The sequence below is a fragment of the Leptospira ilyithenensis genome (assembly GCF_004771005.1).
GTDB classification, from domain to species: Bacteria; Spirochaetota; Leptospiria; order Leptospirales; family Leptospiraceae; genus Leptospira_A; species Leptospira_A ilyithenensis.
The window spans coordinates 308,982-329,866 of sequence record NZ_RQHV01000042.1 but is presented as its reverse complement, the minus strand read 5'-3'; the positions used below and the strand labels follow the sequence as shown (position 1 = coordinate 329,866).

The window sequence follows — 20,885 nt, the reverse complement described above, 5'->3', positions numbered from 1 at the left end:
TAGCTCCTGTTTCAATTTTAGTTAGCTCGTCCCCTGATGTTCATAGACCAGGAGGAAATCGTATGTGTTCCGTTATTCGTTAGACCCGGAGATACTTGCCCCCCCCATGCGGTGCAAGTACGCGTAGTTCCCGATGGCGCATTACACAAATCCGAAACTTTCAAAGACCAGGTTCCGTCTGCGGATTCATCCATAAAGGTAGTTACCCCGAAACGATATCCTGTAAAGTCCGTACATCTTGTAAAAGCAGGTGTTGAATTGATGCATGCCCTTGGGATCGACAGGATTGCCGTTTTTCCGGAAGGGGAAGTCAATTCTATCTGCAAATCACCAGGGTCATCGGTTGCACCGGTTGTAACCGTTAGAGTCAAATCTACGAATTCCACTTTTCCAATCCCTGACGAACTGACGGCCACCGTATTTGTCGCTCCGGTAGCGCTATTATTCGCAACGGATGCGTTAGTGGTCGAACCGGTCACGGCTTTTTGAACTTCCGAACCAATCAGTGCCCATGATTTAGCAAGTGTTACTGCTGCATTTGCGTCAGCGGCTCCGAAACCGTATTTATGATTGAATTTTAATCCGGCACCATTCGTAAACCATCCCGAATCGGAGGGATCATTTTGTCTTGCGGATCTGGCTAAAATCACCCGAACATCCCTCCAGGTTAGACTCGGATTGGCATCTACAACGAGTGCACCTACCCCGGCGGCAAGAGGAGAAGCTGCGGAAGTTCCGCTAAAGGAACTGGTATAGTTCAAATTTGTAGGTTCGGTGGAACTAGTTCCACGATTGTAACCACCGGTAGAAGATACATCGGTTGTAAAGATTCCGACACTGGTGTTTCCAAGCGAATGTGCGCAAACGAGAAGATTGGCACCGTCTTCCGAATAGGAAGCTTTTTTACCGTCATTTCCGACGGCACAAACGGCATTGACTCCGTAGTAGTTCGCCTGACCGTCGTAATTCGAATTGTCCGTATAGATATTCGTGCTATTGGCTAGGCCGTAATACGCGGTTAACGATCTGCCCCCGTTTCCTGCAGCCCAGAAGAAAACTGTTCCTTTCCCGTTTCTACCGGTGGACAATGCAGTGTCTATCCCCGATCTCCAAAAACTTCCGGAAGGAAACAACAATCCCATATTGTCCGCGGCTCCCCAACTATTATTTGAGATGAAGACTCCGACGGTATTTGTTGACATCGCATCACCGGAGTTTACATCCGTGGCATTAAAAAGGACGTTACGAGGACTTACTTTTGCTTTGGAAGCAATTCCGACGACACCCAAAGAATTTTGCTCTGCAGCCATAATTCCCGCGACGGCTGTTCCGTGACACCCCGTCGAAGAAGTGCAAGTGCCGGTACTATAAAAACTTCCCCCGTATAATTTTTGATAACTGGAAGTGTAATTGGATTTAAGATCCTCATGATTTGTATCCATACCGTCATCAACGACCACAATGTTTACACCGCCTCCTTTGCAACCTTGGGCCCATGCGCCAACTGCTTTGGCATCCTCTCCTGAAAGGGAACTGGCCGTAGAACCGGTATTTAAAAGATGCCATTGGCTTGAGTAAAAACTATCCGAAGGAGTATCGGTAGAATCCGCGCAAGGCGCGTCTTGACTTCCTAGTAAATTTTGCAAAAGCAAAAGTGTAAAAAGATCCTCGAAAGGATTTTTTTTATCCTTCTTGCAATGACTGAAAGAAAGAATAAAAAATAAAAGTATTATATATTTTAAGACCTGCAAAGTATCCTCCCGGAACTTACGTTGAAAAATCGTAGAATTCACGAAATATATTGCAAGCCACTTTTTTACGCTTTCGCCTCAGCTAACCTTTTTGCACGATCCTCTTGCACCAAAGCGTCAATCAATTCATCCAGATCTCCTTCCATAATGGCCGGTAGGTTATGGCTGGTAAAACCCACTCTATGGTCAGTGCATCTTCCTTGGGGAAAGTTGTAAGTTCGAATCCTTTCGGAACGATCTCCCGATCCTACTTGTGCTTTTTTCAAAGCATCTGCGCTAAGTTTGGCGGACTCCGCAAGCTGATCGGCAATTCTTGCACGAAGCATTCTCATCGCCTTATCTCTGTTTTTGATTTGCGATCTTTCTTCCTGAGAGGCTGAGACTATCCCGGTTGGGATATGTGTGATCCGAACCGCAGAGTCCGTAGTGTTGACGTGCTGACCACCCGCCCCCGAGGAACGGTAAACATCGATTCGAAGATCACTTTCCTTGATATCTATTTCTTTTTCTTCCGCTTCGGGAAGAACAGCAACCGTGACTGCAGAAGTATGAATACGTCCACCGGATTCCGTATCAGGTATCCTTTGAACCCGATGAGTACCTGATTCGAATTTGAACAAATCATAAGCACGATCATCATCCAAAGCAAAAACGATTTCTTTGAACCCGCCGATCCCTGTCGGGCTGGAATCAACGACTTCCACTTTCATCCCCACTTTATCCGCATACTTATTGTACATTCGGAAAAGATCTGCGCAAAACAATCCGGATTCTTCTCCTCCCGTTCCGGCACGGATTTCAACCAATATGTTTTTACCGGAATTGGGATCAGGGGAAAGCAGCATGATTTCCAGTTCTTTGGAAAGGGATTCCAATTTTGCTTCTCCTTCTTCCACTTCCGATTTCAACATGGAATGCATGTCTGAATCGTTTTCCGATATGAGAAGGGATTTTGCGTCTTCGATGTCTTGTGAAATTTTAAGATAATCGGCAGCTTTGCTATATACAGGCGTTAGGCGAGATCTTTCTTTGGAAAGACTCTTCAATTGGTCGGGTAAAGTCGCCCGTCCTAACTCATCTTCAATGCGAAGGTATTTTTCTTGTATTTTTTTCAATCTGTCTATCATGTCTATGGAAAGGCTATAGAATGCCTAATTTTGATAAACTAAAAACTATTACTTATTTTGCTTAAGGTGAACGAAAACAAATCCCCGATTCCATCCAATGGCTTTTTAGAGAGCCTGATCGACCTATTTGCAGGTTTGGAGCAATACAGAAGCCCTTATGCCCCGACAGTTCAGGCTCCCGATGAAATGGTAGAACAATTGGTGCAAAACGCCGCATTCAAAACCGGGCTGGTCAGCGCTACCTGCTCTCTTCCTCCGGGCCCCCTCGGGCTACTTAGCATTCTTCCGGAATTGTTGGTTATTTACCGTATCCAAGGCCATTTGGTTTTGGATATAGCAGCACTTCACGGAAAAGAAGTTCACGTGACCCGGGAGCTGCTTCTATATTGTTTGTTCAAACACGGAAGCGCGCATGTATTCAGAAAAGTAGTCGAAGAAACATCTTTAAAAATCCTGATTCGCCCGACCACGGTGTTGTTATTTCAATCCTTATTGGAAAAGATCGGATTATTGATCACCAAAACGGTTCTTCGCAAACAATTTGCTAGGTGGATACCTTTGGGAGGTGCCGTAGTCACGGGAACTTTTGCCTATTTTGATACAAAAAAAGTCGGAAAAACCGCCCATGCTCTTTTTTCCAAAGAAATAGAAACTTGGGATCATATAACAGATTTGGAAGCAGAGTGAATTTTTTTAGATTCGTTTTTATAATTAACCAACTATTATTCCTACTTACGATCTCTTGCAAGTCAGAACATGAAAATCTAGTCGCTGATATTGATGATTTGATCGCAAGAGAAAAGTATGAAAAAGCACTCAGTCTTTTGGAAGAAAGGCTTTCTGGCAACCGAAGTTCTGCGGAAGTTCTTTCCAATTCAAAACCGAACCAACCCCGATTATTTCAAGCTTCGGAAGACAGAACAAAAATCGTTTGGACGGAAAACAAAACCGTATTTTATAGAGATCTGATTTTAGACAAAAGCGAAGAGAGAGAATTGAAAATCCGCCCGGACAATTTCAAAATATCAGCTAATGGAGAATATGCGATCATGCAGTTTCCGTTAAAACAAAAAGGGGGTTGTGCGATTTTTGCCTATTCTTTGACAAACTCATCACTCGAATACGAATCAGGTGCTCATGTTCCTTGTAAAACGGGAATGGGAATCACATCCGATGGAAGCAAAATCTATTATTTCTTTGAGAACGATCTGTTTGAAGAAAAAACTTCCTTGCCGAAAAATCCTAAAAAATACATTTCAGGGGAAGAGTTTCCTACAACTTTTCCCAAATTGAAAGCAAACTACCAATTGGCATCCCTGGGAGACGATTGGTTGTTGTGGTCGGGAACAGGCGGATCGTATAACCTATATTATATTAACTCGTTTCATAAACGAATTTCCCTTTTTACAAGAGACATTGTTCTACCTAGGATTTTATACCATAACGGAACCACCGCTTACCTGGTAGGCGGTAAGATAGGAGATCTCTTCCTAAAAGAAGTCAATTATTTGGGAAACAAAAGTCCTTCTATTTCGAGAGGAACGCCCATCAACGCGAGAGAAGCCGTTTCCTACAGACTCACTGCAAAAGATGAATTTATATCTCCCAATCAGTCCGAACCTTTGCAACCGATGAAATGGAAAATCTTGGGAAAAAAAGAACATCTTCCTTTCTTTTTGGAAAGATTTTGGGGAGTTTCCGGGGACCGAATCGTTTACGAAAACAAAAAAGGAGAACTCGTAATAGACAATCTCCTATTTACAAAAGAAGACTGGAGTATGTGGAATTATTACAAAGAAGTGAAGAAAAAGAACGATGGTTAGGCGGCTTGTTCGTTGTCATTACGATTTACAAAGAAAGAACAGTTTTTGTATTCTTCAGTTATGCAATGAGATGTGAGCAAATTCACATCATCTGTCTGCAATCTGTCTTTAGAGCTAGGGCATACTTTCAACCCTTGCGTATAAAGAGGACATTTAACGTAAAACTCGTTGGCAGAAGATCCTATTTTTGACATAACTCCTCAAAATTCTTTTAAGTTTTCTTTCCATGTCAAATGGATTTTAATTTAAAATGCAAAAAAACTGATTTAGATTAAGTCTCTTAATTCTTTTTTTAGAAATATAAATTTAAGATCCTCGGTTGTGATTCCGAACCGGATTCATCTTTATTTACAAAGTCACGTATGTTAAATGTTTTCCCGTTTGTTTCTTCTTCGAAAAATTTTCCATGAAGAAACACTTGTACCGACTCTACGGCACGAGTGATTTTGATATGTTTTGAAAGACCGTGTTTGATCCAAATTTCATTTTCAGACAAAGAATCGATTTCAGGATCGTTGATGTAACTTTTCATTTTTTCAACATTCAATTTAGGAAAGGAAAAAGCCGGGGATACAAGCCCGTCCAGCGGCCTGCCTCTCAATCGTTCATAAAGTGCTGAATTAAAAACTTCATGCCCTAAAAATACGGCTACCTTCCAACCGGGAACTACCCAAGTTCGATCTTGCGCCACATCCCCCGGCTCCAAAATCATTTCTTCTTCTTCCGTAAGCAAAGTCTTTCTAACCAACGGATCCATCACACGACCATCGGCAGAAAATGAAACGGACACATTGTACAAAGGACCTTTTGGATCAACGGTCAGTTTGCCTCCGACAATTTTAGGAGACGGTAGAATAATAGATCCTGCAAGAATAGGAACTGAATACTGTTTTGCTAACCTAGCAAATGTTAATTGATATGTGTCCGCCATTAATTGGGATTGATATCGAAACGCAGCTTCCCATTTCGGTTTTATTTTTTTGGAAAATTCCAAATGAGGAGATAATTCGGCTTCATGTTGAATCACAAAAGTATCGATTGCCGATCTCCAATCAGGGCTGTTAAACACCCGTTCCGTTTGTCCTAAGAATACGAGCCCGGTACCAATATGCTCCGGAAATATAATGATTGTTTTACGGTCATAAATATTTGCGTCTTTTCCGGTTTCGAGCAGCTCCTCTATTCTTTCCGCCCACCACTCTTGTTTGGAAAAATCACTACTGTCAAAGTAAACCTGCATCGAAATGATGTTCCCGTATTTTCTATCGGCACCGTTGGTTTGAATGGGAATCGTAGTCCAGGATTTCTCCACTCTCGAAACCTCGTTTTCCTCATACGTAGGAATGGGAAGCGAAGGTACCGGCACGCTCACTCCCGTACTATGAAAAGAATGTGCTGCAAAAGAAGTGATGCCGACAAGAAGTAGAAAAAAAATAATTCGAGATTTAGAAACGTAGAAATTATGCATATTCTTTTAAGTAAACCTTTACTGCATCCAACATATATTCAGTAAACAAAGGGGATGGATCGTAATTTTTCACCGATACCCATTCCATAAAATCATGCTCATCGGAAATAACAATTTCACCGCCCAAAAATTTCGCCTGATAAGCGATGATAATACAAGGATAATTTCCTTCATTGACACGATGTTTATGAACGAAGATAGGTTTCGGATTAATTTCCACCCGGACAGATTCGCCTAACTCCTCTTTTACTTCCCGGTGAATACTCTTCATCCAGTCCTCAAAAAATTCGTCTTCGTTCATTCTTCCGCCGGGCAAATCCCCATAACCTGATTTGCTATCCCGCATGATGAGGAATTTATCACCGTCTCTTAAAAATAATTTTTGAGTGATTTGGAAAGAACCGTGTTTGCTCATAATGGATTTCCCCATTTATCGATTTGATGATCCACGGCATAAAGAGCAGGCGTAGGAAGAGAATTTGTTTTGTACAATGCAACCATGCCCAAAGCAACCGTTGTGAGTTGAGTGATGATAGGATCCATGGATTCCGTAGGAACTCCGTAAAACAAAAAATTGATCGGACTACCATCACTTAACAAGAAGAATGTTTTTTCAATCGGCTTATTCCCGGACTCGAATAGAAAGCTGACTTTTCCACCCAAATCCATTCCGGTTTGCGGATCGATGATCCGATCGATGACCAATTGGATGGGAATGCCTCCGACGGCAGGTGCTGCAGACTGATACAAATCACTCAACCATTCGATCAGATCCGTGAATTCCGCCGTTTTTGTAGAACCGGAAGCAACGTATAAATTAGGATTTTCACTGTTTAAAATCCAATTTTCCCAATCTTTTTGTTTGAGAACGGACTCGCCGGTGACACCTATGATCAAATCAATGCGAAGAAATTCTTCGGCGGGTAACTTGGAAAAACCGGAATATTGATGGCTTCCATCCTTTTCAAACTTAAGATCTATTTGTGAAATCACCCGATTGGATTCATGCAATCGACCGTCCACAAGGTACGTATTTAAAAATCCACCGATGTTTCCAAGAGAACCCAGAAGCAAAATTTTTCTTTTGGAAAGTACCTTACCCAAACCATGCAAACTGTTTTCTATGGCGTTTAATATGGAAAAGGCGACTTCTTTGGATTCCTCTTTTGTTTTCTCATTCGAAACGGCAATGGTAAATGCGGGAAGTGTAAGTTGGTTTTCAACACCCGCCGTTTTTTTCAACCGATCGAATCCGTTGCGAGTATGTTCCACTGTTCCGATTACGGTTTTGGAAATGAAAGAAGACAATTCTTCCGAAGAAAATTCCGACGGGCAATCCGCCCAAAATTCGGAAGCAATTTCACCGATTGTTTTATTTTCTTTGCAGCGTTGATTGATGATGGGAGCTACATATCCGCCGTCTTCCACGAGCAGAATCTTTTCTCCCGTCTTTCTCAATTTGAATAATTTGTTTAAAAACAAATTGGTTGCAAGATATTTCATCGCATCGAAAAATCCAAACTTTGCTTCTTCCAGTTTTGCTGCAAATTTTCTATGAGGAGAAGAATCGCTATAAAGAGGAGAAAGTCCGTAATAAGGACGATTGTTTTTTGTGAGTTTGAATTCCAAACCCGCCATAAAAAAGGATTCTGTGGGAATATCGAGCAGTATGTCCAGATAAACCGGAGGGATATTTCCTCCGTATTTTACAAATGCTACATCCAGCGACTTTATCTCCAATCTTCTCAATGTTTCTATCATGGAGATGATTTCCGAAGTGATATGATGGATTAAAAAAATATGCGTATTTTCAAAGTTATGCGAATGCTCTTTTTTATCCGCAATCGCTTCCAGAATGGGCATCCGTCTCAGATAAAAACCGGAATCGATTTGAGTTCTTTTTCTGTTGAAACTGAAATTAAGTACCCGATCCAATCTGGATAATTCCACATACACTTGTGCCCTTCCCAGTTTTGCCAATATGGTATGGCCTTCTTTGATGGTTTGAGAGATATCGGCATCTTCCAAAAGCAAAAATAATTTCTTCATCAAAGGTAGTGTATTCTGAGGATCTGTAGCCAGGATCATTGTACGGAAACTATCTTCCCAATAAAAATGAATATGAGTGAGTTTACCTACAGGTGTTTTTTCCAGTTGCTCGAACACTTTGCTGAAATGTCTGTTTTCCTCTTCGAAAAAAGTTTCCCCTTTCTGTGCTGCGCCTATGATACTGTTGTTGAGGGATTCGCTGATCTTGGAAGCACCTGCGATATAAGTTCTTTTACCGATTTCGTCCACCACCTCATGTTTGATACCATTCAGGTTCAGAACGGAAAAATCAATGGCATCTATTGTTATGCGGATGAAAAAATCCCCCACATTGATCTGACTGGTAACTCTTTCCATCAGAATTTGATATCTGCCGTCCGCATCACTACGGTTTTTATAAAAGGGAAAGAGTAAGGCGATAGAAGGATTTAATTTCGGATCTTCTCCGTAAAATTCGGGATGAAGTTTTTTGGCGATTGATTGTCTTTGAAAAGTCCCGAATACGGATCTTAAGTCTTCTTCAAACTGATCTCGAAACAAAAGCCAATCATTCAATATACCCGATCTTGCATGCACCTGAACATAAGAGATATGCATATCAATCAATTCATGATTGATATTGGGGTTTATCTTTTGAATGAAAGAAATATCACCTGGCAAACTGTGAAGATTATTTGTAATCTCTTCACTTAACGAACGGGATAAAATAGAAAGTCCGAAAAAAATTCTCAGATTGGATAAGTCGATCTCCCAAAGATGAGATTCTTTTTTGGTTAAAGTAGGTCCGATGGAAGTTGCGATTTCAGATGGAATCATTTTTTTCTATTCCCTCTTATGGAAAACTAACTACGACTTTTACGGAAGAAGGATCTTTTGCTTTTGCATAAGCGGATTCCAAATCTTTTGCAGGGAACATATGAGAAATCATATTTGTTTCCAATGCGGAAGCAACATCGGGATTTTCCTTTAGAAGTTTCAATGCATAATGAAAATCCCCGCAGCGGGAAGTGCGAATCACTTTGCCCTCTTGAAAGAACTCCTTTAAAAGTTTAGAATCATTTTGCCAACCGGATTCAGAAGAAGTATCCGCCAAAATCGCACTTCTGGGACGAACAAGGGATGTTTCCGATTTCGGATTGGGGCGAATGGCAAGCCCGACTTCTTCCGAAGTCCCTGCGATCACCAGATCAAATCGGGGAAGCCTGTCAGCAAATGCATCGGATAACAAAATGGCTTCGCCTTCGTAAGCACTCCCTTCAAAGACTTTGATATCGGGCGATATGAGTTTTTTCCATTTGTCCGCAACGGAAGAAAATAAAAATACAGTTTCATTTTTTCTATTTTCCCTTGGCCAATGAAAGGAAAGATTTTCCAAGGTTGCAGGTAGTATCGACAATTCGTCCACCACAAGTTCGGTTAGGTGAGAAAGTCCGCCCATAGCTTGTCCGTTAGTTGTTTTTAGATGCAGTTCTCTTTTGGAAAATCCTATGGCAGATTCAAATCCGCTGACTGTACTTGTAGTATCATAAACAATATCGAAAGATCTGCGCAAGGACCCAACATCCGTATTGCGAAGATCCACCACATCATCGGCACCCATTTTTTTGGAAAGTTCGATCAGATGATCATGTCTAGTAATCGCAGTTATGCGAAAGTTGATTTTCTGAAATTGTCGATGGGCTTTCAATGCGGCAAGAACCAAACTTCCCAACCGACGCGGACCCAGAACAGCAACATGATCCCCTTCCTTGGGTGGAGATGCAAGGATCGCTTGCAATGCCGCCGCAAACGGTTCCATAAGAACCGCTACTTTTTCGGAAATACCTTCCGCTTCAATGGCTGCATTTTGAGGAGCTAAAATATAAGAGCCGAATCCGCCGGGCAATCTATCGATTCCAAGTACTCTTCTTTCCGGGGAATGCGTAGGAAGTCCCACCGTGCAGAAAACATCGGTTTCTTTGTTTCCCCTCGCTTCGAAAGTGTCGTTGATCTCGACTACATATTGTTTTTTGGGATTTTCTTCAACGCTTTCGGCCACTAACTCATGTCCGATGATCTGCGGAAGAGGATGAGGTAAAAATCTGCGGTCGATATCCGTAGAACAAACTCCGCAGAATTTTGTTTTTAATAATTTATAACCGGGACCAAGGGTAAGATAATCGGCACCGTTGCGGCGGATTTTCCAACCAGCTTCCAAACTACCATCATACTCATATTCTGATGTTTCAAAACTGTCGTCAGCTTTGTAATCCAGAGCATTAAATCTAATTTGCATTACCTATTGTTGATAAAAAAGAGAAGAATCACAGTCAATGTAAAAAAGGTGAAGTTCACAAGAAAGCCTTTCCTGATCTCGGAACGCTCCTTTTGACTGAGCATATAGGCAGTTACAAAGACGGAAAAAAATCCGCCTATATGCGCCCAATGGGCAACATGATCACGTGCAAATAGATTTGTCATATCCGAATAAATCATAAACCAAGCGAATAAAAAAACTGGAAAAGGAATCGCCTGTTTTTTGGAAATGGGAAATCGAAACGGAGAAAGTAAGGCTGCAACCGATGCCAATCCCGAAATCGCACCGCTTGCTCCGAGCACAGGAGTTCTGTCTCCTATGAAAAAACCTCTCACAATCCAGTCACCTAATACGGATAAAAAACCGGCCATAAAATAAAACAAAAGCCACTTTGATCTACCGACTCTATATTCGACTACACGACCCAAGATCAGTAAAAAGAACATATTGGAAAACAAATGTGCAAATGATCCGTGAAAGAATGTGCTGAGTATCCAGTTGATAGGTTGCAATTCACCGGGAGTTGCTAAAAAATATTCATCAACTGCCGTTGGAAAAAAAACCATCACGGTAGGATATAAAATCACCATTCCTGAAACAAAGCATGCGGTTAAGGGAAATTCCCAGATAAAAGATCTCATTTGATTTTAAGGTTTTGTGGAATCCGCAGAAGTAGCCGGAGGACTTGCTTCTTTCGGATTGCGAACATAACTAGGATCAAAACTAGGGATACCTTGTGCAAGCTCAAACATATCCGGTTGTTTCCAAACCATTTCATAAAAATTAATCGCGTTGTAAGAATCAAACTGACTGTCGTATAAAAGTCTTAAATATTTTTCCGTATCATTTACTATGATACGATTCACTTCTGCAACCAAACCGGGAAAAGTTTTAGCTTCCGGGGCAAAATCGTCAATAGAATCATGCAGTAATCCAAGCAATACAATGTACTTTTCGGCCTGTTTTAAAGACTTAAGAGAGTAAGCCAATTCCTGTAGCTTCATCAAATAAAGATATGGGCGGATGTTTTTTCCTACCATAAGTCTTTGTTTGGCAACCGCGATTTCCCTATATCCCAAACGTAAATAGAGTTTGCTTTCTGTTTTTTCCTTTCCATTTGCCAGCCGAGCCAAACGACTCAATTCTATTTCCAGATCTTCCACTTCTTCATCCAGAATCAGAATGTACAGTTTAATCAGTAGACCTTGCGTTCTACGTAATTCTGCATAAGAACGACCGAGATCCATTTGAAGGTGAAGGATTTCCGATTCGATATGATGCTGAATGCATCTCTTATAATATTTTTTTTGATCTTCCGTTCCTCTGTTGGTAACAGTAGAATTTAGAATTCTTAAGAATTCGTAATTGTCCTTCAATCCATAACTAACTCTTATTAGCTGAGTTGCCTTGGAACTGGATTGGTCGGGGGACGACTCAGTCCAGGCAATTGCCATCAGGATGAAAAATGACAGTATTCGTAACATCTATGTCTCTATTCTCGGTTCAGCTTTCTAATCGGCAGGAAGATAAAAAAGAAAAGACAGCCTAGTATCTTTTCTAAAGATTATGTCTATAGTGTTATGGCTCCCACGTTAGATACATTGCCTTCTTCCCCTACGGAAACAATCGAGATCCTAAAGACCGAGATGGACACGCCCTTTTGGGAAAAAAGATTGATCCAATTGATGAAATCCGCCGCAGAAGGGGATAAAAATGTCTGGGCGCTGATCTATCAACTTGTTCGGGAAGCAGATTCGGGACGTTTGAGCTGGGGTTATCATAAATCCATTCTGAGTGGAATGGTTTACATACTTTCCTATGTCGGGGATAGCAAAAGTTACCGAATTCTTATGAATTATGTCAAATCTTTGGATCGAACCGTCCCGATCGGAGCCATCGAGCTCATAGCGGATATGATCGCAACTTTCAAAGAATTGGATGTGGAAGAAGTCTTTCAAATCGCAAATCATATTGATGAATTAAAATCCGCTTTCGGAGTGATGGCTCTCACCAAACTTGCATTAGAAAATCGACTTGCCGAAGAACAGAAAGTCCGAACAAGAGAATTTTTATCCACTTACAAAAATCGAAAATATTATTTGGACGGAATTATAGAAACGACTTTGGAATATTTGGAAGAGCCTAAAGAAGAATCTTCGGACCTATTGAGCCAACTGGACGGTATGTTTTAATGAAAGCTGCGATTTTGCATAGTGGCCAAAGGTCGCTCAAAATCGAAGAAGTGGAATTACCCGAACTTTCCCCTAACCAAGTAAAGGTGAAAATAAAAGCCTGTGGAATCTGCGGTTCCGATATTCATTTTGTTTTGCATGGTAAGATGAAATCCACATATTCTCCTTGCATCCCGGGCCATGAGATGTCCGGAGAAGTGATTCAATTAGGAGAAACTGTCACAAAATTCAAGCTAGGTGACCGCGTGGTCGTAGGTGCGGGAACCAGTTGCGGAAAATGTTCTTATTGTCTGGCAGGTAGGGAAAATCTTTGCGAAGAGATCGGAGTATTCGGATTCAACCGAAGCGGTGGTTTTGCGGAATTCATTCATGTAGAAGAAAGATACCTTCATAAACTTCCCGATTCCATTCCGTTTCCGCAAGGCGCAATTCTCGCCGATGCGGTTTCCACACCTTACCACGCCATCAAATACCAAGGTGAGCTAAAACCGGGCGAAACAGTAGTAGTCATAGGTTGCGGCGGTTTGGGGATTCACGCAGTCGCCATAGCAAAAGCGTTAGGTGCCGGTAGGATTTTTGCCGTGGACATAGACAGAGGTTCTCTTGACAATGCTTTGTCTTACGGTGCGGATGAAGTGATCCTACTTGAAAAGAATATGCAATTGGGAAAGATTTTAAAAGAGAAAGCAAAGGGAATCGATTTGATCGCAGACTTTTCCGGCTTTATGGCAAACATCGAAAGCAGCATCCGCAGTATGAACCGCGGAGGAAGGATCGTGCTTGTAGGAATAGGAAGAAACAAATTGGAAATCCCAATGCCTTTTTTTCTAATTGAAAGACAGATCCGGATTACAGGTTCTTACGGTTCCGACAGTCGTGCCATCCCCGAACTCATTCAGCTTTATACTGATAAAAAAATCGATCTAACCCGATCCATCAGCGGTGTTCATAAACTGGAAGACGTAAACGAATACCTCCATGCTTTAGAGGAAAAAAGAGAAAATCCGATTCGTTTTATCATCAATCCGGAACTATAATCATAATCAACCGTTTTTATATTCGATAATGATAAAGGAAACATCATCTTCCTGATGTTCCCAGGATTTGCAAAAATCGGATAAGGAATTCTGGACGGTCGTCTTTAGATTTTGAATCGGTAAGTTTTTATTTTCCCATAACAACTGTTTGAGTCTTTCTTCGTTGAATGACTCGTTTTTATCATTGTTTAGGTCCAATACACCGTCTGTGTAAAGAAAAATCTTATCTCCCGACAACAGTTGTGTGGATTCTTCCTTATATTCGCTTTCTCCAAAGACACCCAATGGTTTTCCTTTCGCACGATGTTCCAGCAAAGCGGCCGAATTATTGCGTAAGATGAAAAAACCCGGATGTCCTGCATTGGAATAAACCAGTTTGCCTGTCTCCGTATCTATAAATAAATAAGATGCTGTAATGAACAATCCTTTGGTTTTTCCGGAAAGATGTCTGTTCATGAAATTAAAAACTCTGGTCGGATATTGAATGTATGCCTTAGCACCGGTAAAAGCCATCTTGGACATTGCCGCAACTACCGCCGAAGAAATCCCATGACCTGCAACATCGCATAACAAGATCCCCCAATTACCGAGACTATCGCAATCATGATCGAAATAATCTCCACCAATGCTGTGTAAGGATTGTGTGAAAGCGACTAAGTTGATGTTTTCATCTTCTTTGATATGATCGGAAAGAAGAGATCTTTGCAATTCCTTTGCCAAAGCCATATCTTTATCAATGGCGAACAACCGTTCCAAGTCTTTATTTTTTTTCTGAAGTTCCTTATTGAAACTATCAATGGAATTGAGAATATTCCAATAATAGCGAAATACAAAAAAACCAAAAAGTAATATCATCATCCAAAAACCCTGATGGATAATCCTTTGCTTCCATGGAAATACATTCATATCCACAAGCGTGTCGTGAGAACCGGTGATTACAATGGCAAGCAAACCCCAAGTAACTAACTTGAGTTTGGAATCCCCACGAATCAAAACATAGATAGAAATTAAAATGGCGATGATCCCTTCCAAAATCACCCACCAGCTGTAATTCCATTCTGCGTTTAAAAAGGAAATCCCGCTATTCCAACTTGCCAGCAAACTGTATACATAAACAAGGACATGAACAAAAATCATAATCTCGAAAAGGTTTTTAAAAAAAACAGGATATATCTGTTTCAGAAATAACAATAACAGAATGGGATAAATTGCAAAATTAATATATATTAGGGGAATTGTAATTCTGGAATAATTAAACAACGAAAAAGCAATGAATCCGTTCATGACTTCAACGATTGCACTGCTCAAAAGTAAAATCGAGAAATACAAATAAATCCGCTCTTCCCATCTCAAAAAAAACAAACCTAAAAATAGGAGGGAAAGAACAACCAAAACCGGAGAAAGAAATGTACGTGCCGCATTATCACGCAATAACTGAATCCATGATTGAGAATATTCTTCCAATCTGACTTTTCCGTCCAGACCAATATAACCTTTGTAAGATGATTTACAATGAATGTAAATGTAACCGCCGGGTTCGCCCGAAAGCGGAATGATATGAGGAAACACATAATCCCTTTCACGAAAAGAATAAACTTTCTTATCGTTCTGATAAACGGTCGGCGATTCCAAAGCTATCTCGATAAATAAAGCAGGGTTCTTGTATCGAAAAAGCTGGTGGTCCGGAAAACGAATCCAAAGATCATTTCCCGGAATGGTTACCATTCCCATTCGATGGGTCTCAAATTGTTTCCAGGAATCTTTCGGCAGGGAAGACGGATTGATTTCCTGTAAATTGGCAGGAACAGTTAAATATTCCGCCTTTGACTCGGAAACGGAAAAAGAAGGAGGATCCTCAAAACCGTTTCCATATTGGGTATGGCAAGAAACAAAGAAGGCTAAAATGACCGAACAAAACCATTGAAAGAAAAAAATCTTTCTCTCATTGAATATTGTATTAGGTTTGACTTCCATTTGTTTCAAAATCCATTATGAAGAAGAAGGTTCAATGTACATGAATCCCAATCGTTTCCTAATCTTTTTTTGTTTGTTAGCGATCAGTTTTTCCCTATCAAAAAACATAAACGCGCAAACACCCGTAACCCCCCCGGAGCTGATCAACCAAGATAAGATGGAATGTTATTCTATTCCTACGGAGATTGATGGTTTGGAGTTTGAGAAAAGCTTGAAATGTATTACTAAAGATTCCATCTGTTACGTTTTAAGAGGTGTAGGTATCAGTTGCGTTCCTCGCAATGGAAAATACCCTCCCGAACTTCCCAATCTATCCCCAACAAAGACGTATCCATGAAAATAAATACCCCTATCACTGAAATGCTAAAGATCGATCTACCGATCATAGCAGCTCCCATGTTTTTAGTTTCTTACCCTGAACTAGTTGTCGCCGTTTCGGAAGCAGGAGGAATCGGATGTTTTCCTTCCCTCAATTATCGCACCCCCGAACAACTGAAAGACGGACTGCAGGAGATTCGGTCCAAAACCAAAAAGCCGATCGGTGTAAATATCATTCTCCATAAAGATCATAATCCGAATTGGGCAAAACAATTTGAAGTAGTAATGGAAATGAAAGTAGAACTGATCATTACAAGTCTCGGAACTCCCAGGACCATTGCAAAGGAAATCAAAGCCAACGGAGCGCACCTTTTTTGTGATGTTACCACTTTGAAACACGCAAACATTGTTGCCAAGTCCGGGGCTGATGCATTGATCACTGTTGCACAAGGTGCAGGCGGCCATGCGGGAAACATAACACCATTCGCACTCATTCCTTATCTCAAAAAAGAAACCGGACTTCCTGTCATCGCTGCGGGTGCAATCTCCGGTGGAGCACAAATGGCAGCAGCACTTGCATTAGGTGCTGATGCGGTCTATGTAGGAACAAAATTCATTGCTACCAATGAATCACGTGCCCAGAATGAATACAAACAAATGTTAATTGATTCTGTTCCCGAAGAAATCATCTATACTGAAAAAATTTCCGGGATTCCTGCAAACTGGCTGGAAAAATCGGTTAAAAAGTCGCCTGAGCTTATGGAGAGCAGTCCGAGAAAGATTGCCGAAGGCCATGCCGGAGGCGAACACGCGATGGAACAAGAATACAAACGCTGGAGAGACATCTGGTCTGCCGGCCAAGGTGTTGCACAAATTGAAAACGTGCGTCCTGCCAAAGATGTCATCGATGAAATGGTGAAAGAGTATTTGGAAATCGTAGGTAAATTACCAAGATAAAAATTAACAGCGGCCAGGTGCCAAAACACCTGACTCAAATCAGCCATTCCAATTTCATAGATTCCCCAAAATACATTCCGAATTTTAGCTTCCGATTCAATCGCAAAATGCGTAAAATCATGTAAAAGGAAACTTTTAGTTTCCAATTCCCTTTCTTCGGTCGTCCGATCGAAACGAGTGATTTTAAGTCGTGTTCGGTTTGTGTAAGTTTATGAAATTCGATTAACATCATGTTGTTGGATAAAAGGCGAACTTATTTGAAGAAAAATTTCAAGAATTGAACTAAGATTCGACGGAAAGGAAGATTTGTATTAGGTGGTTGATTGCAGCCCACGAGCCTCACCCCCCAACCCCTTTGAGCGCCAATAGAAGCGAAAAGTATTCGGAGAATCATCAGCGAAGCTGATCAACAGGGCGGGGGCTTTCAGGATTCCCGCGAAAATCTTATGTCGCTTACTTTTTCCCCTCAACTGCGCCAACCATTCCCTTAGTATCCAGATAGTCTGTGGTTTTGAATAGAACCGTTCCATTTTCATCCAGGACCAAAAAGAAAGGCAAACCGATCTTTAGCTCCGTAAATCTAGGATCAATTGCAAATGTTTCAAAGACAGGATCTGTATCGTATATTTTCCATAAGATGGCATTATTCTTTAAGGTTTGATTCAAAGTAACATCGGACAGAGAGAGTTTTTGAAATTCCTTACAATTGGTACACCAGTCTGCATAAAAATCCACAAAGATAGGTAGTTTTTCTTTTCGGGAAAGATCATAAACTTTTTTTTCAGTGCGATACCATCTTAGATTTTCATGATCTTCCCAGGAAGATTCGCTCAAAGATGGATTTTCACTCCACCCTTTCGACTTTGAAACAGCAACCAATAAGGAAATACTAACTATAATTAAACTGGAAAGTGCCAACGCAGATTTCATCCGAACCGGTAGATAGTCCGAAGGATTTTGCAAGAAGAAAGCAGCGGTTAAAAGCAAAGTCCATAAAACAAAAACTTCAAGTGTATTTGTTTCGTTCCATCCGAATCCGGCACCCGCTTTTAAAAGATAAGTATAAGAAAAGTAGAAAATCACAATAGCAAGCGCCCATTGCACGTAACGCATCCACTTGCCCGACTTTGGAAGAGAAAGACCGAAAACTCCTATTGCCAAAAAAGGAAGTCCCACACCTAAACCGAAAGCGAACATCTTGAACGATGTCACAACCAAAGTCAAAATTTCCAAAGAGCCGTTGCTTGCAGTTACAATTTGCAAAAGGACTGCGACCACGACAGGACCGACACAGGGAGAAGATAACAGACCTGCCCCCATTCCCAAAAGAAAACTGCCCGTATAACATGAATTTTGTGTTGATACGGCATTTTTTCCGAAAAAAGGAAGCTGAATGAACTCAATTGACGAGAGTCCCAGAATGAATAATAAATAAGCCAATACCAAATTGGTTTCGGGGAATCGCAAAAACTGATTGAATAGCCCTCCGGTAAATCCCGCAACAACACCAAATAACAAATAGATGAATGCAAGTCCAAAATAATATAATAACGGATGAATCCATTTGTTTTGCCCTTGTCGATTGCCAAGAATTCCTGCCGTAATCGGGTATAAAGGATATACACAAGGAAGTAGACTGGCAAGAAATCCGCCTAACGCCAACAAAAGGAAAATAGTGGGGTGAATGCCGTTGCCGGCTAACTGGGATTCTATATATAGTTGTAATTCTGAAATCATAAAATTAAAATTGAAGGGATGCTTTGACTAAAATATTACGATCCAATCTTCCATATTCTGAAATTTGTGCAAGTGAAGGTTTGCTAAATTGTTCTGTGTATTCGGAAGCGGTTCGTTCATTGGACAAGTTGTCAATGTACCATTTGTTAGGCGAACCTAATGTGTCATAGGAGCGAAGTTCCTGATATCCTATACCAAGCCTTGCCGACTCGGACCAGAAATATTCTAAATAGACTTGTTTGGAAATATAATAGGATTTATCCGAATAGGCAGGAGATTGTAAATTTCCAGTATTGGAGACCCTGACCCATGGTTCTTGGGAATTTGTTTCCGTAGCCCTAAGTCCTTGCGCAGCACCGCCTGTCGCCACTTCTCCACGAAATACAATCCGAAACATACCGTTTCCCAAACCAAACCAGACATAACTGCCGCGACCATATTTCTCCTGAACATATTTGGGAAATTCAGTAGGAATCATTGCATTGCTGTATTGACCGCCAAATTTCTTTTTAGCCATTCCACCCAGTCCCATATTCACATACTCTCTCCATATGAAGTTAGACTCCACAGCATAGGAATCTTCCTGAGAAAGTCGAACGTCACCACGAAGTGCCGTATTGGGATCATTGTCATTCGGAATACATTTTGATTTGCCTTCAAAGCACTCATTCCCTGCATATCCGAAGGCATTGGCGCGTCTACCTAGGAAATGTAAACCTGCTTTAAAATCATCCAGGAACTTTTGTTCCCAACTCAAACGAAGAATGGAATCATAACCGCTGCCGGTGGCATTTTGTATGCTTCTGTATCCTTCCCCATTAACAACTGCCAAATGAGCAGTCAAAGATTTCCATTGGGCAATATAGGAAAGTCCAAGGTCTACAGGATCGGGAGAAAATCCAAGCGATTCAAGAGGAGACCTCTCCATATAACGCCAGTCATAGTATCCTCCCCAAATAGAGTGCATGTGGGGAAGCTCTTGCATTCCGAAAACAAGTGTGTGTTTGGTATTTCCCAGCTCCCATTTTTTTTGAACGTTTGCTCTACGAATGGCAAACATCTGAGGATTGGATTTATTTCCGCCTGTTGTGGCGTTGGTATCATTGGAAAGAACGCTGCTTCGGATCACTTCCCCCCAAAATTCAACCTTGATCCCCTTATCATCCCACTCTTTCGAAATGGAAACAAGAGTCCAAGGCATGGAAAATCCCGTTTTTTCCGATTGAGTGGTATCTGAAACACCTGATGCGGCGTCTCTTACCCTATAACCGAAGGTAGGTGTAACAATAGCTCCCAGCTTCAAACCGAAATAGGCGTCAGGCTCTTCTTTTTTTGTAGTTACTAGTTCTTCTGCAAATAAAGAAGAGACACTGAATAAAGCCGATAAAAAAAATTTTCTAAGCACTAGTTACCATATTTTTGATCCGGGATGATTCCTTTAGCTTCCCAACCAACCGGTTTGTGGCAAGACAAACAACTCGTCAACAAAGGGGAATCCTTCAATTTCTTTTCGAATTGTACAGTTGCTCCTCCTGGAAATCCTTTTTTTTCAGATTTTACAATCAGGTCTTTGTAATCATTGGTTTCAATTTGATCGGATCCAAGTGCTACAGTGCCGCTTGTTCCTTGGGAAAAAACTTTACCGTTTACGTCGACCTTTCCCTCGCAAACGCAAGTGAGAGTTTTTTTGTCTTTTTCCTCATAGTAGACTCCGAAGGCGGTTCCACGAACACCTGCCGTGGTGGTCGGACTTCCAACTTCAAATCCCTTTTTGAAATCTTTTACCTTAAACCAAGCGGCACCTTTTTCCAGATAACCTTTTGAAATCTGTTCTTTGGGATTCCACTCTTTCAAGGTAAAACTAGAATTAGGTTGGATTCTAAATTCTGTTTCTTTAAAAACGAGGTCAACTTTAGACCCGTTTCCGGTTTGGATGGTATCTCCAGGCTTTAGAACATCATTAACTTTGAATGTTTTCCAAAGTTTGGCTGTGTCATCTGCAGAGAGGACACTGACCTTTCCCTTCACATAACCCGCAACGGCGAATTCGCCCGCATGAACCGAGAAGGTGAAGGCCAGTAGAAATAATATTTGTATAGTTAAGTGGCGCATGACCAAAACTATAGGATTTCCCCTAAGTCTTACAAGAAATATTT

19 protein-coding genes are annotated in these 20,885 nt (G+C 41.2%); 6 read left to right on the top strand and 13 right to left on the bottom strand.

Annotated elements, in window-relative coordinates; genetic code table 11:
- Positions 1-17: 17 nt before the first annotated feature.
- Both EHS11_RS08275 and prfA read right to left on the bottom strand, forming a co-directional pair.
- Positions 18-1,751, bottom strand: a complete 1,734-nt coding sequence (locus EHS11_RS08275) for a S8 family serine peptidase (protein WP_135763895.1) — start codon at positions 1,749-1,751, stop codon at positions 18-20.
- A 65-nt stretch (positions 1,752-1,816) separates the two neighbouring features.
- A complete protein-coding gene (gene prfA, locus EHS11_RS08270; RefSeq protein ID WP_135763894.1) occupies positions 1,817-2,878 on the bottom strand; it encodes a peptide chain release factor 1 in 1,062 nt (353 codons plus the stop codon).
- A 66-nt stretch (positions 2,879-2,944) separates the two neighbouring features.
- On the opposite strand from prfA, the gene EHS11_RS08265 reads away from it, so the two are divergent.
- Positions 2,945-3,565 (top strand): hypothetical protein, encoded by a 621-nt coding sequence (locus EHS11_RS08265; protein ID WP_135763972.1) that lies wholly within the window; start codon positions 2,945-2,947, stop codon positions 3,563-3,565.
- Positions 3,562-4,701 (top strand): hypothetical protein, encoded by a 1,140-nt coding sequence (locus EHS11_RS08260; protein ID WP_246047684.1) that lies wholly within the window; start codon positions 3,562-3,564, stop codon positions 4,699-4,701. The genes EHS11_RS08265 and EHS11_RS08260 overlap by 4 nt, the downstream gene beginning before the upstream one ends.
- Here the strand turns inward: EHS11_RS08260 and EHS11_RS08255 are convergent.
- The 7 genes from EHS11_RS08255 to EHS11_RS08225 form a co-directional block, all read right to left on the bottom strand.
- Positions 4,698-4,895, bottom strand: a complete 198-nt coding sequence (locus EHS11_RS08255) for a hypothetical protein (RefSeq protein ID WP_135763893.1) — start codon at positions 4,893-4,895, stop codon at positions 4,698-4,700. The genes EHS11_RS08260 and EHS11_RS08255 overlap by 4 nt on opposite strands.
- Before the next feature lie 98 nt (positions 4,896-4,993).
- Entirely contained in the window at positions 4,994-6,067 is a 1,074-nt protein-coding gene (locus tag EHS11_RS08250) for a carbon-nitrogen hydrolase family protein (RefSeq protein WP_246047683.1), read from the bottom strand.
- 94 nt (positions 6,068-6,161) lie between these two features.
- On the bottom strand, positions 6,162-6,584 hold the full coding sequence (locus EHS11_RS08245) for an NUDIX domain-containing protein (protein WP_135763891.1): 423 nt from the start codon (positions 6,582-6,584) through the stop codon (positions 6,162-6,164).
- The gene (locus EHS11_RS08240) at positions 6,581-9,034 is read right to left on the bottom strand and encodes a hypothetical protein (protein WP_135763890.1); all 2,454 of its coding nucleotides are present in this window, start codon (positions 9,032-9,034) and stop codon (positions 6,581-6,583) included. Before EHS11_RS08240 ends, EHS11_RS08245 begins: the two co-directional genes overlap by 4 nt.
- Before the next feature lie 16 nt (positions 9,035-9,050).
- Positions 9,051-10,493 carry an MDR/zinc-dependent alcohol dehydrogenase-like family protein gene (locus tag EHS11_RS08235; protein ID WP_135763889.1) on the bottom strand — a complete coding sequence of 481 codons (1,443 nt, stop codon included), beginning with the start codon at positions 10,491-10,493 and terminating at the stop codon, positions 9,051-9,053.
- Entirely contained in the window at positions 10,493-11,155 is a 663-nt protein-coding gene (locus tag EHS11_RS08230) for a rhomboid family intramembrane serine protease (RefSeq protein ID WP_135763888.1), read from the bottom strand. Before EHS11_RS08230 ends, EHS11_RS08235 begins: the two co-directional genes overlap by 1 nt.
- A 6-nt stretch (positions 11,156-11,161) precedes the next feature.
- The gene (locus EHS11_RS08225) at positions 11,162-11,998 is read right to left on the bottom strand and encodes an adhesin OmpL37 family surface protein (RefSeq protein ID WP_210413653.1); all 837 of its coding nucleotides are present in this window, start codon (positions 11,996-11,998) and stop codon (positions 11,162-11,164) included.
- 96 nt (positions 11,999-12,094) lie between these two features.
- Between EHS11_RS08225 and EHS11_RS08220 the strand changes: the two genes are divergently transcribed.
- Positions 12,095-12,706: a hypothetical protein gene (locus tag EHS11_RS08220; RefSeq protein WP_135763887.1), complete on the top strand. Its 612-nt coding sequence runs from the start codon at positions 12,095-12,097 to the stop codon at positions 12,704-12,706.
- Entirely contained in the window at positions 12,706-13,743 is a 1,038-nt protein-coding gene (locus EHS11_RS08215; protein ID WP_135763886.1) for a zinc-binding dehydrogenase, read from the top strand. Before EHS11_RS08220 ends, EHS11_RS08215 begins: the two co-directional genes overlap by 1 nt.
- 6 nt (positions 13,744-13,749) lie before the next feature.
- On the opposite strand, the gene EHS11_RS08210 is transcribed toward EHS11_RS08215, so the two are convergent.
- Positions 13,750-15,717 carry a PP2C family protein-serine/threonine phosphatase gene (locus EHS11_RS08210; protein ID WP_135763885.1) on the bottom strand — a complete coding sequence of 656 codons (1,968 nt, stop codon included), beginning with the start codon at positions 15,715-15,717 and terminating at the stop codon, positions 13,750-13,752.
- Between EHS11_RS08210 and EHS11_RS08205 the strand changes: the two genes are divergently transcribed.
- The gene (locus EHS11_RS08205) at positions 15,689-16,054 is read left to right on the top strand and encodes a hypothetical protein (protein ID WP_246047682.1); all 366 of its coding nucleotides are present in this window, start codon (positions 15,689-15,691) and stop codon (positions 16,052-16,054) included. The two genes, EHS11_RS08210 and EHS11_RS08205, sit on opposite strands and share 29 nt — an antisense overlap.
- The gene (locus EHS11_RS08200; RefSeq protein WP_135763884.1) at positions 16,051-16,992 is read left to right on the top strand and encodes an NAD(P)H-dependent flavin oxidoreductase; all 942 of its coding nucleotides are present in this window, start codon (positions 16,051-16,053) and stop codon (positions 16,990-16,992) included. The genes EHS11_RS08205 and EHS11_RS08200 overlap by 4 nt, the downstream gene beginning before the upstream one ends.
- A gap of 453 nt (positions 16,993-17,445) precedes the next feature.
- Here the strand turns inward: EHS11_RS08200 and EHS11_RS08195 are convergent, their stop codons facing one another.
- The 3 genes from EHS11_RS08195 to EHS11_RS08185 are packed head-to-tail and all read right to left on the bottom strand — an operon-like array spanning position 17,446 to position 20,841.
- Positions 17,446-18,729 (bottom strand): protein-disulfide reductase DsbD family protein, encoded by a 1,284-nt coding sequence (locus EHS11_RS08195; RefSeq protein WP_135763883.1) that lies wholly within the window; start codon positions 18,727-18,729, stop codon positions 17,446-17,448.
- Positions 18,730-18,733: 4 nt separating this feature from the next.
- Entirely contained in the window at positions 18,734-20,134 is a 1,401-nt protein-coding gene (locus EHS11_RS08190; protein WP_135763882.1) for a hypothetical protein, read from the bottom strand.
- Positions 20,134-20,841, bottom strand: coding sequence for a FecR family protein (locus EHS11_RS08185; RefSeq protein WP_135763881.1), 708 nt, complete (start codon positions 20,839-20,841; stop codon positions 20,134-20,136). The genes EHS11_RS08190 and EHS11_RS08185 overlap by 1 nt, the downstream gene beginning before the upstream one ends.
- Between the last annotated feature and the right edge of the window lie 44 nt (positions 20,842-20,885).

Coding starts and splice junctions, on each gene's coding strand:
- prfA (WP_135763894.1), bottom strand. CDS start 2,878: ATGATAGACAGATTGAAAAAAATACAAGAAAAATACCTTCGCATTGAA.
- EHS11_RS08255 (WP_135763893.1), bottom strand. CDS start 4,895: ATGTCAAAAATAGGATCTTCTGCCAACGAGTTTTACGTTAAATGTCCT.
- EHS11_RS08245 (WP_135763891.1), bottom strand. CDS start 6,584: ATGAGCAAACACGGTTCTTTCCAAATCACTCAAAAATTATTTTTAAGA.
- EHS11_RS08240 (WP_135763890.1), bottom strand. CDS start 9,034: ATGATTCCATCTGAAATCGCAACTTCCATCGGACCTACTTTAACCAAA.
- EHS11_RS08235 (WP_135763889.1), bottom strand. CDS start 10,493: ATGCAAATTAGATTTAATGCTCTGGATTACAAAGCTGACGACAGTTTT.
- EHS11_RS08230 (WP_135763888.1), bottom strand. CDS start 11,155: ATGAGATCTTTTATCTGGGAATTTCCCTTAACCGCATGCTTTGTTTCA.
- EHS11_RS08225 (WP_210413653.1), bottom strand. CDS start 11,998: ATGTTACGAATACTGTCATTTTTCATCCTGATGGCAATTGCCTGGACT.
- EHS11_RS08220 (WP_135763887.1), top strand. CDS start 12,095: ATGGCTCCCACGTTAGATACATTGCCTTCTTCCCCTACGGAAACAATC.
- EHS11_RS08215 (WP_135763886.1), top strand. CDS start 12,706: ATGAAAGCTGCGATTTTGCATAGTGGCCAAAGGTCGCTCAAAATCGAA.
- EHS11_RS08210 (WP_135763885.1), bottom strand. CDS start 15,717: ATGGAAGTCAAACCTAATACAATATTCAATGAGAGAAAGATTTTTTTC.
- EHS11_RS08200 (WP_135763884.1), top strand. CDS start 16,051: ATGAAAATAAATACCCCTATCACTGAAATGCTAAAGATCGATCTACCG.
- EHS11_RS08195 (WP_135763883.1), bottom strand. CDS start 18,729: ATGATTTCAGAATTACAACTATATATAGAATCCCAGTTAGCCGGCAAC.
- EHS11_RS08185 (WP_135763881.1), bottom strand. CDS start 20,841: ATGCGCCACTTAACTATACAAATATTATTTCTACTGGCCTTCACCTTC.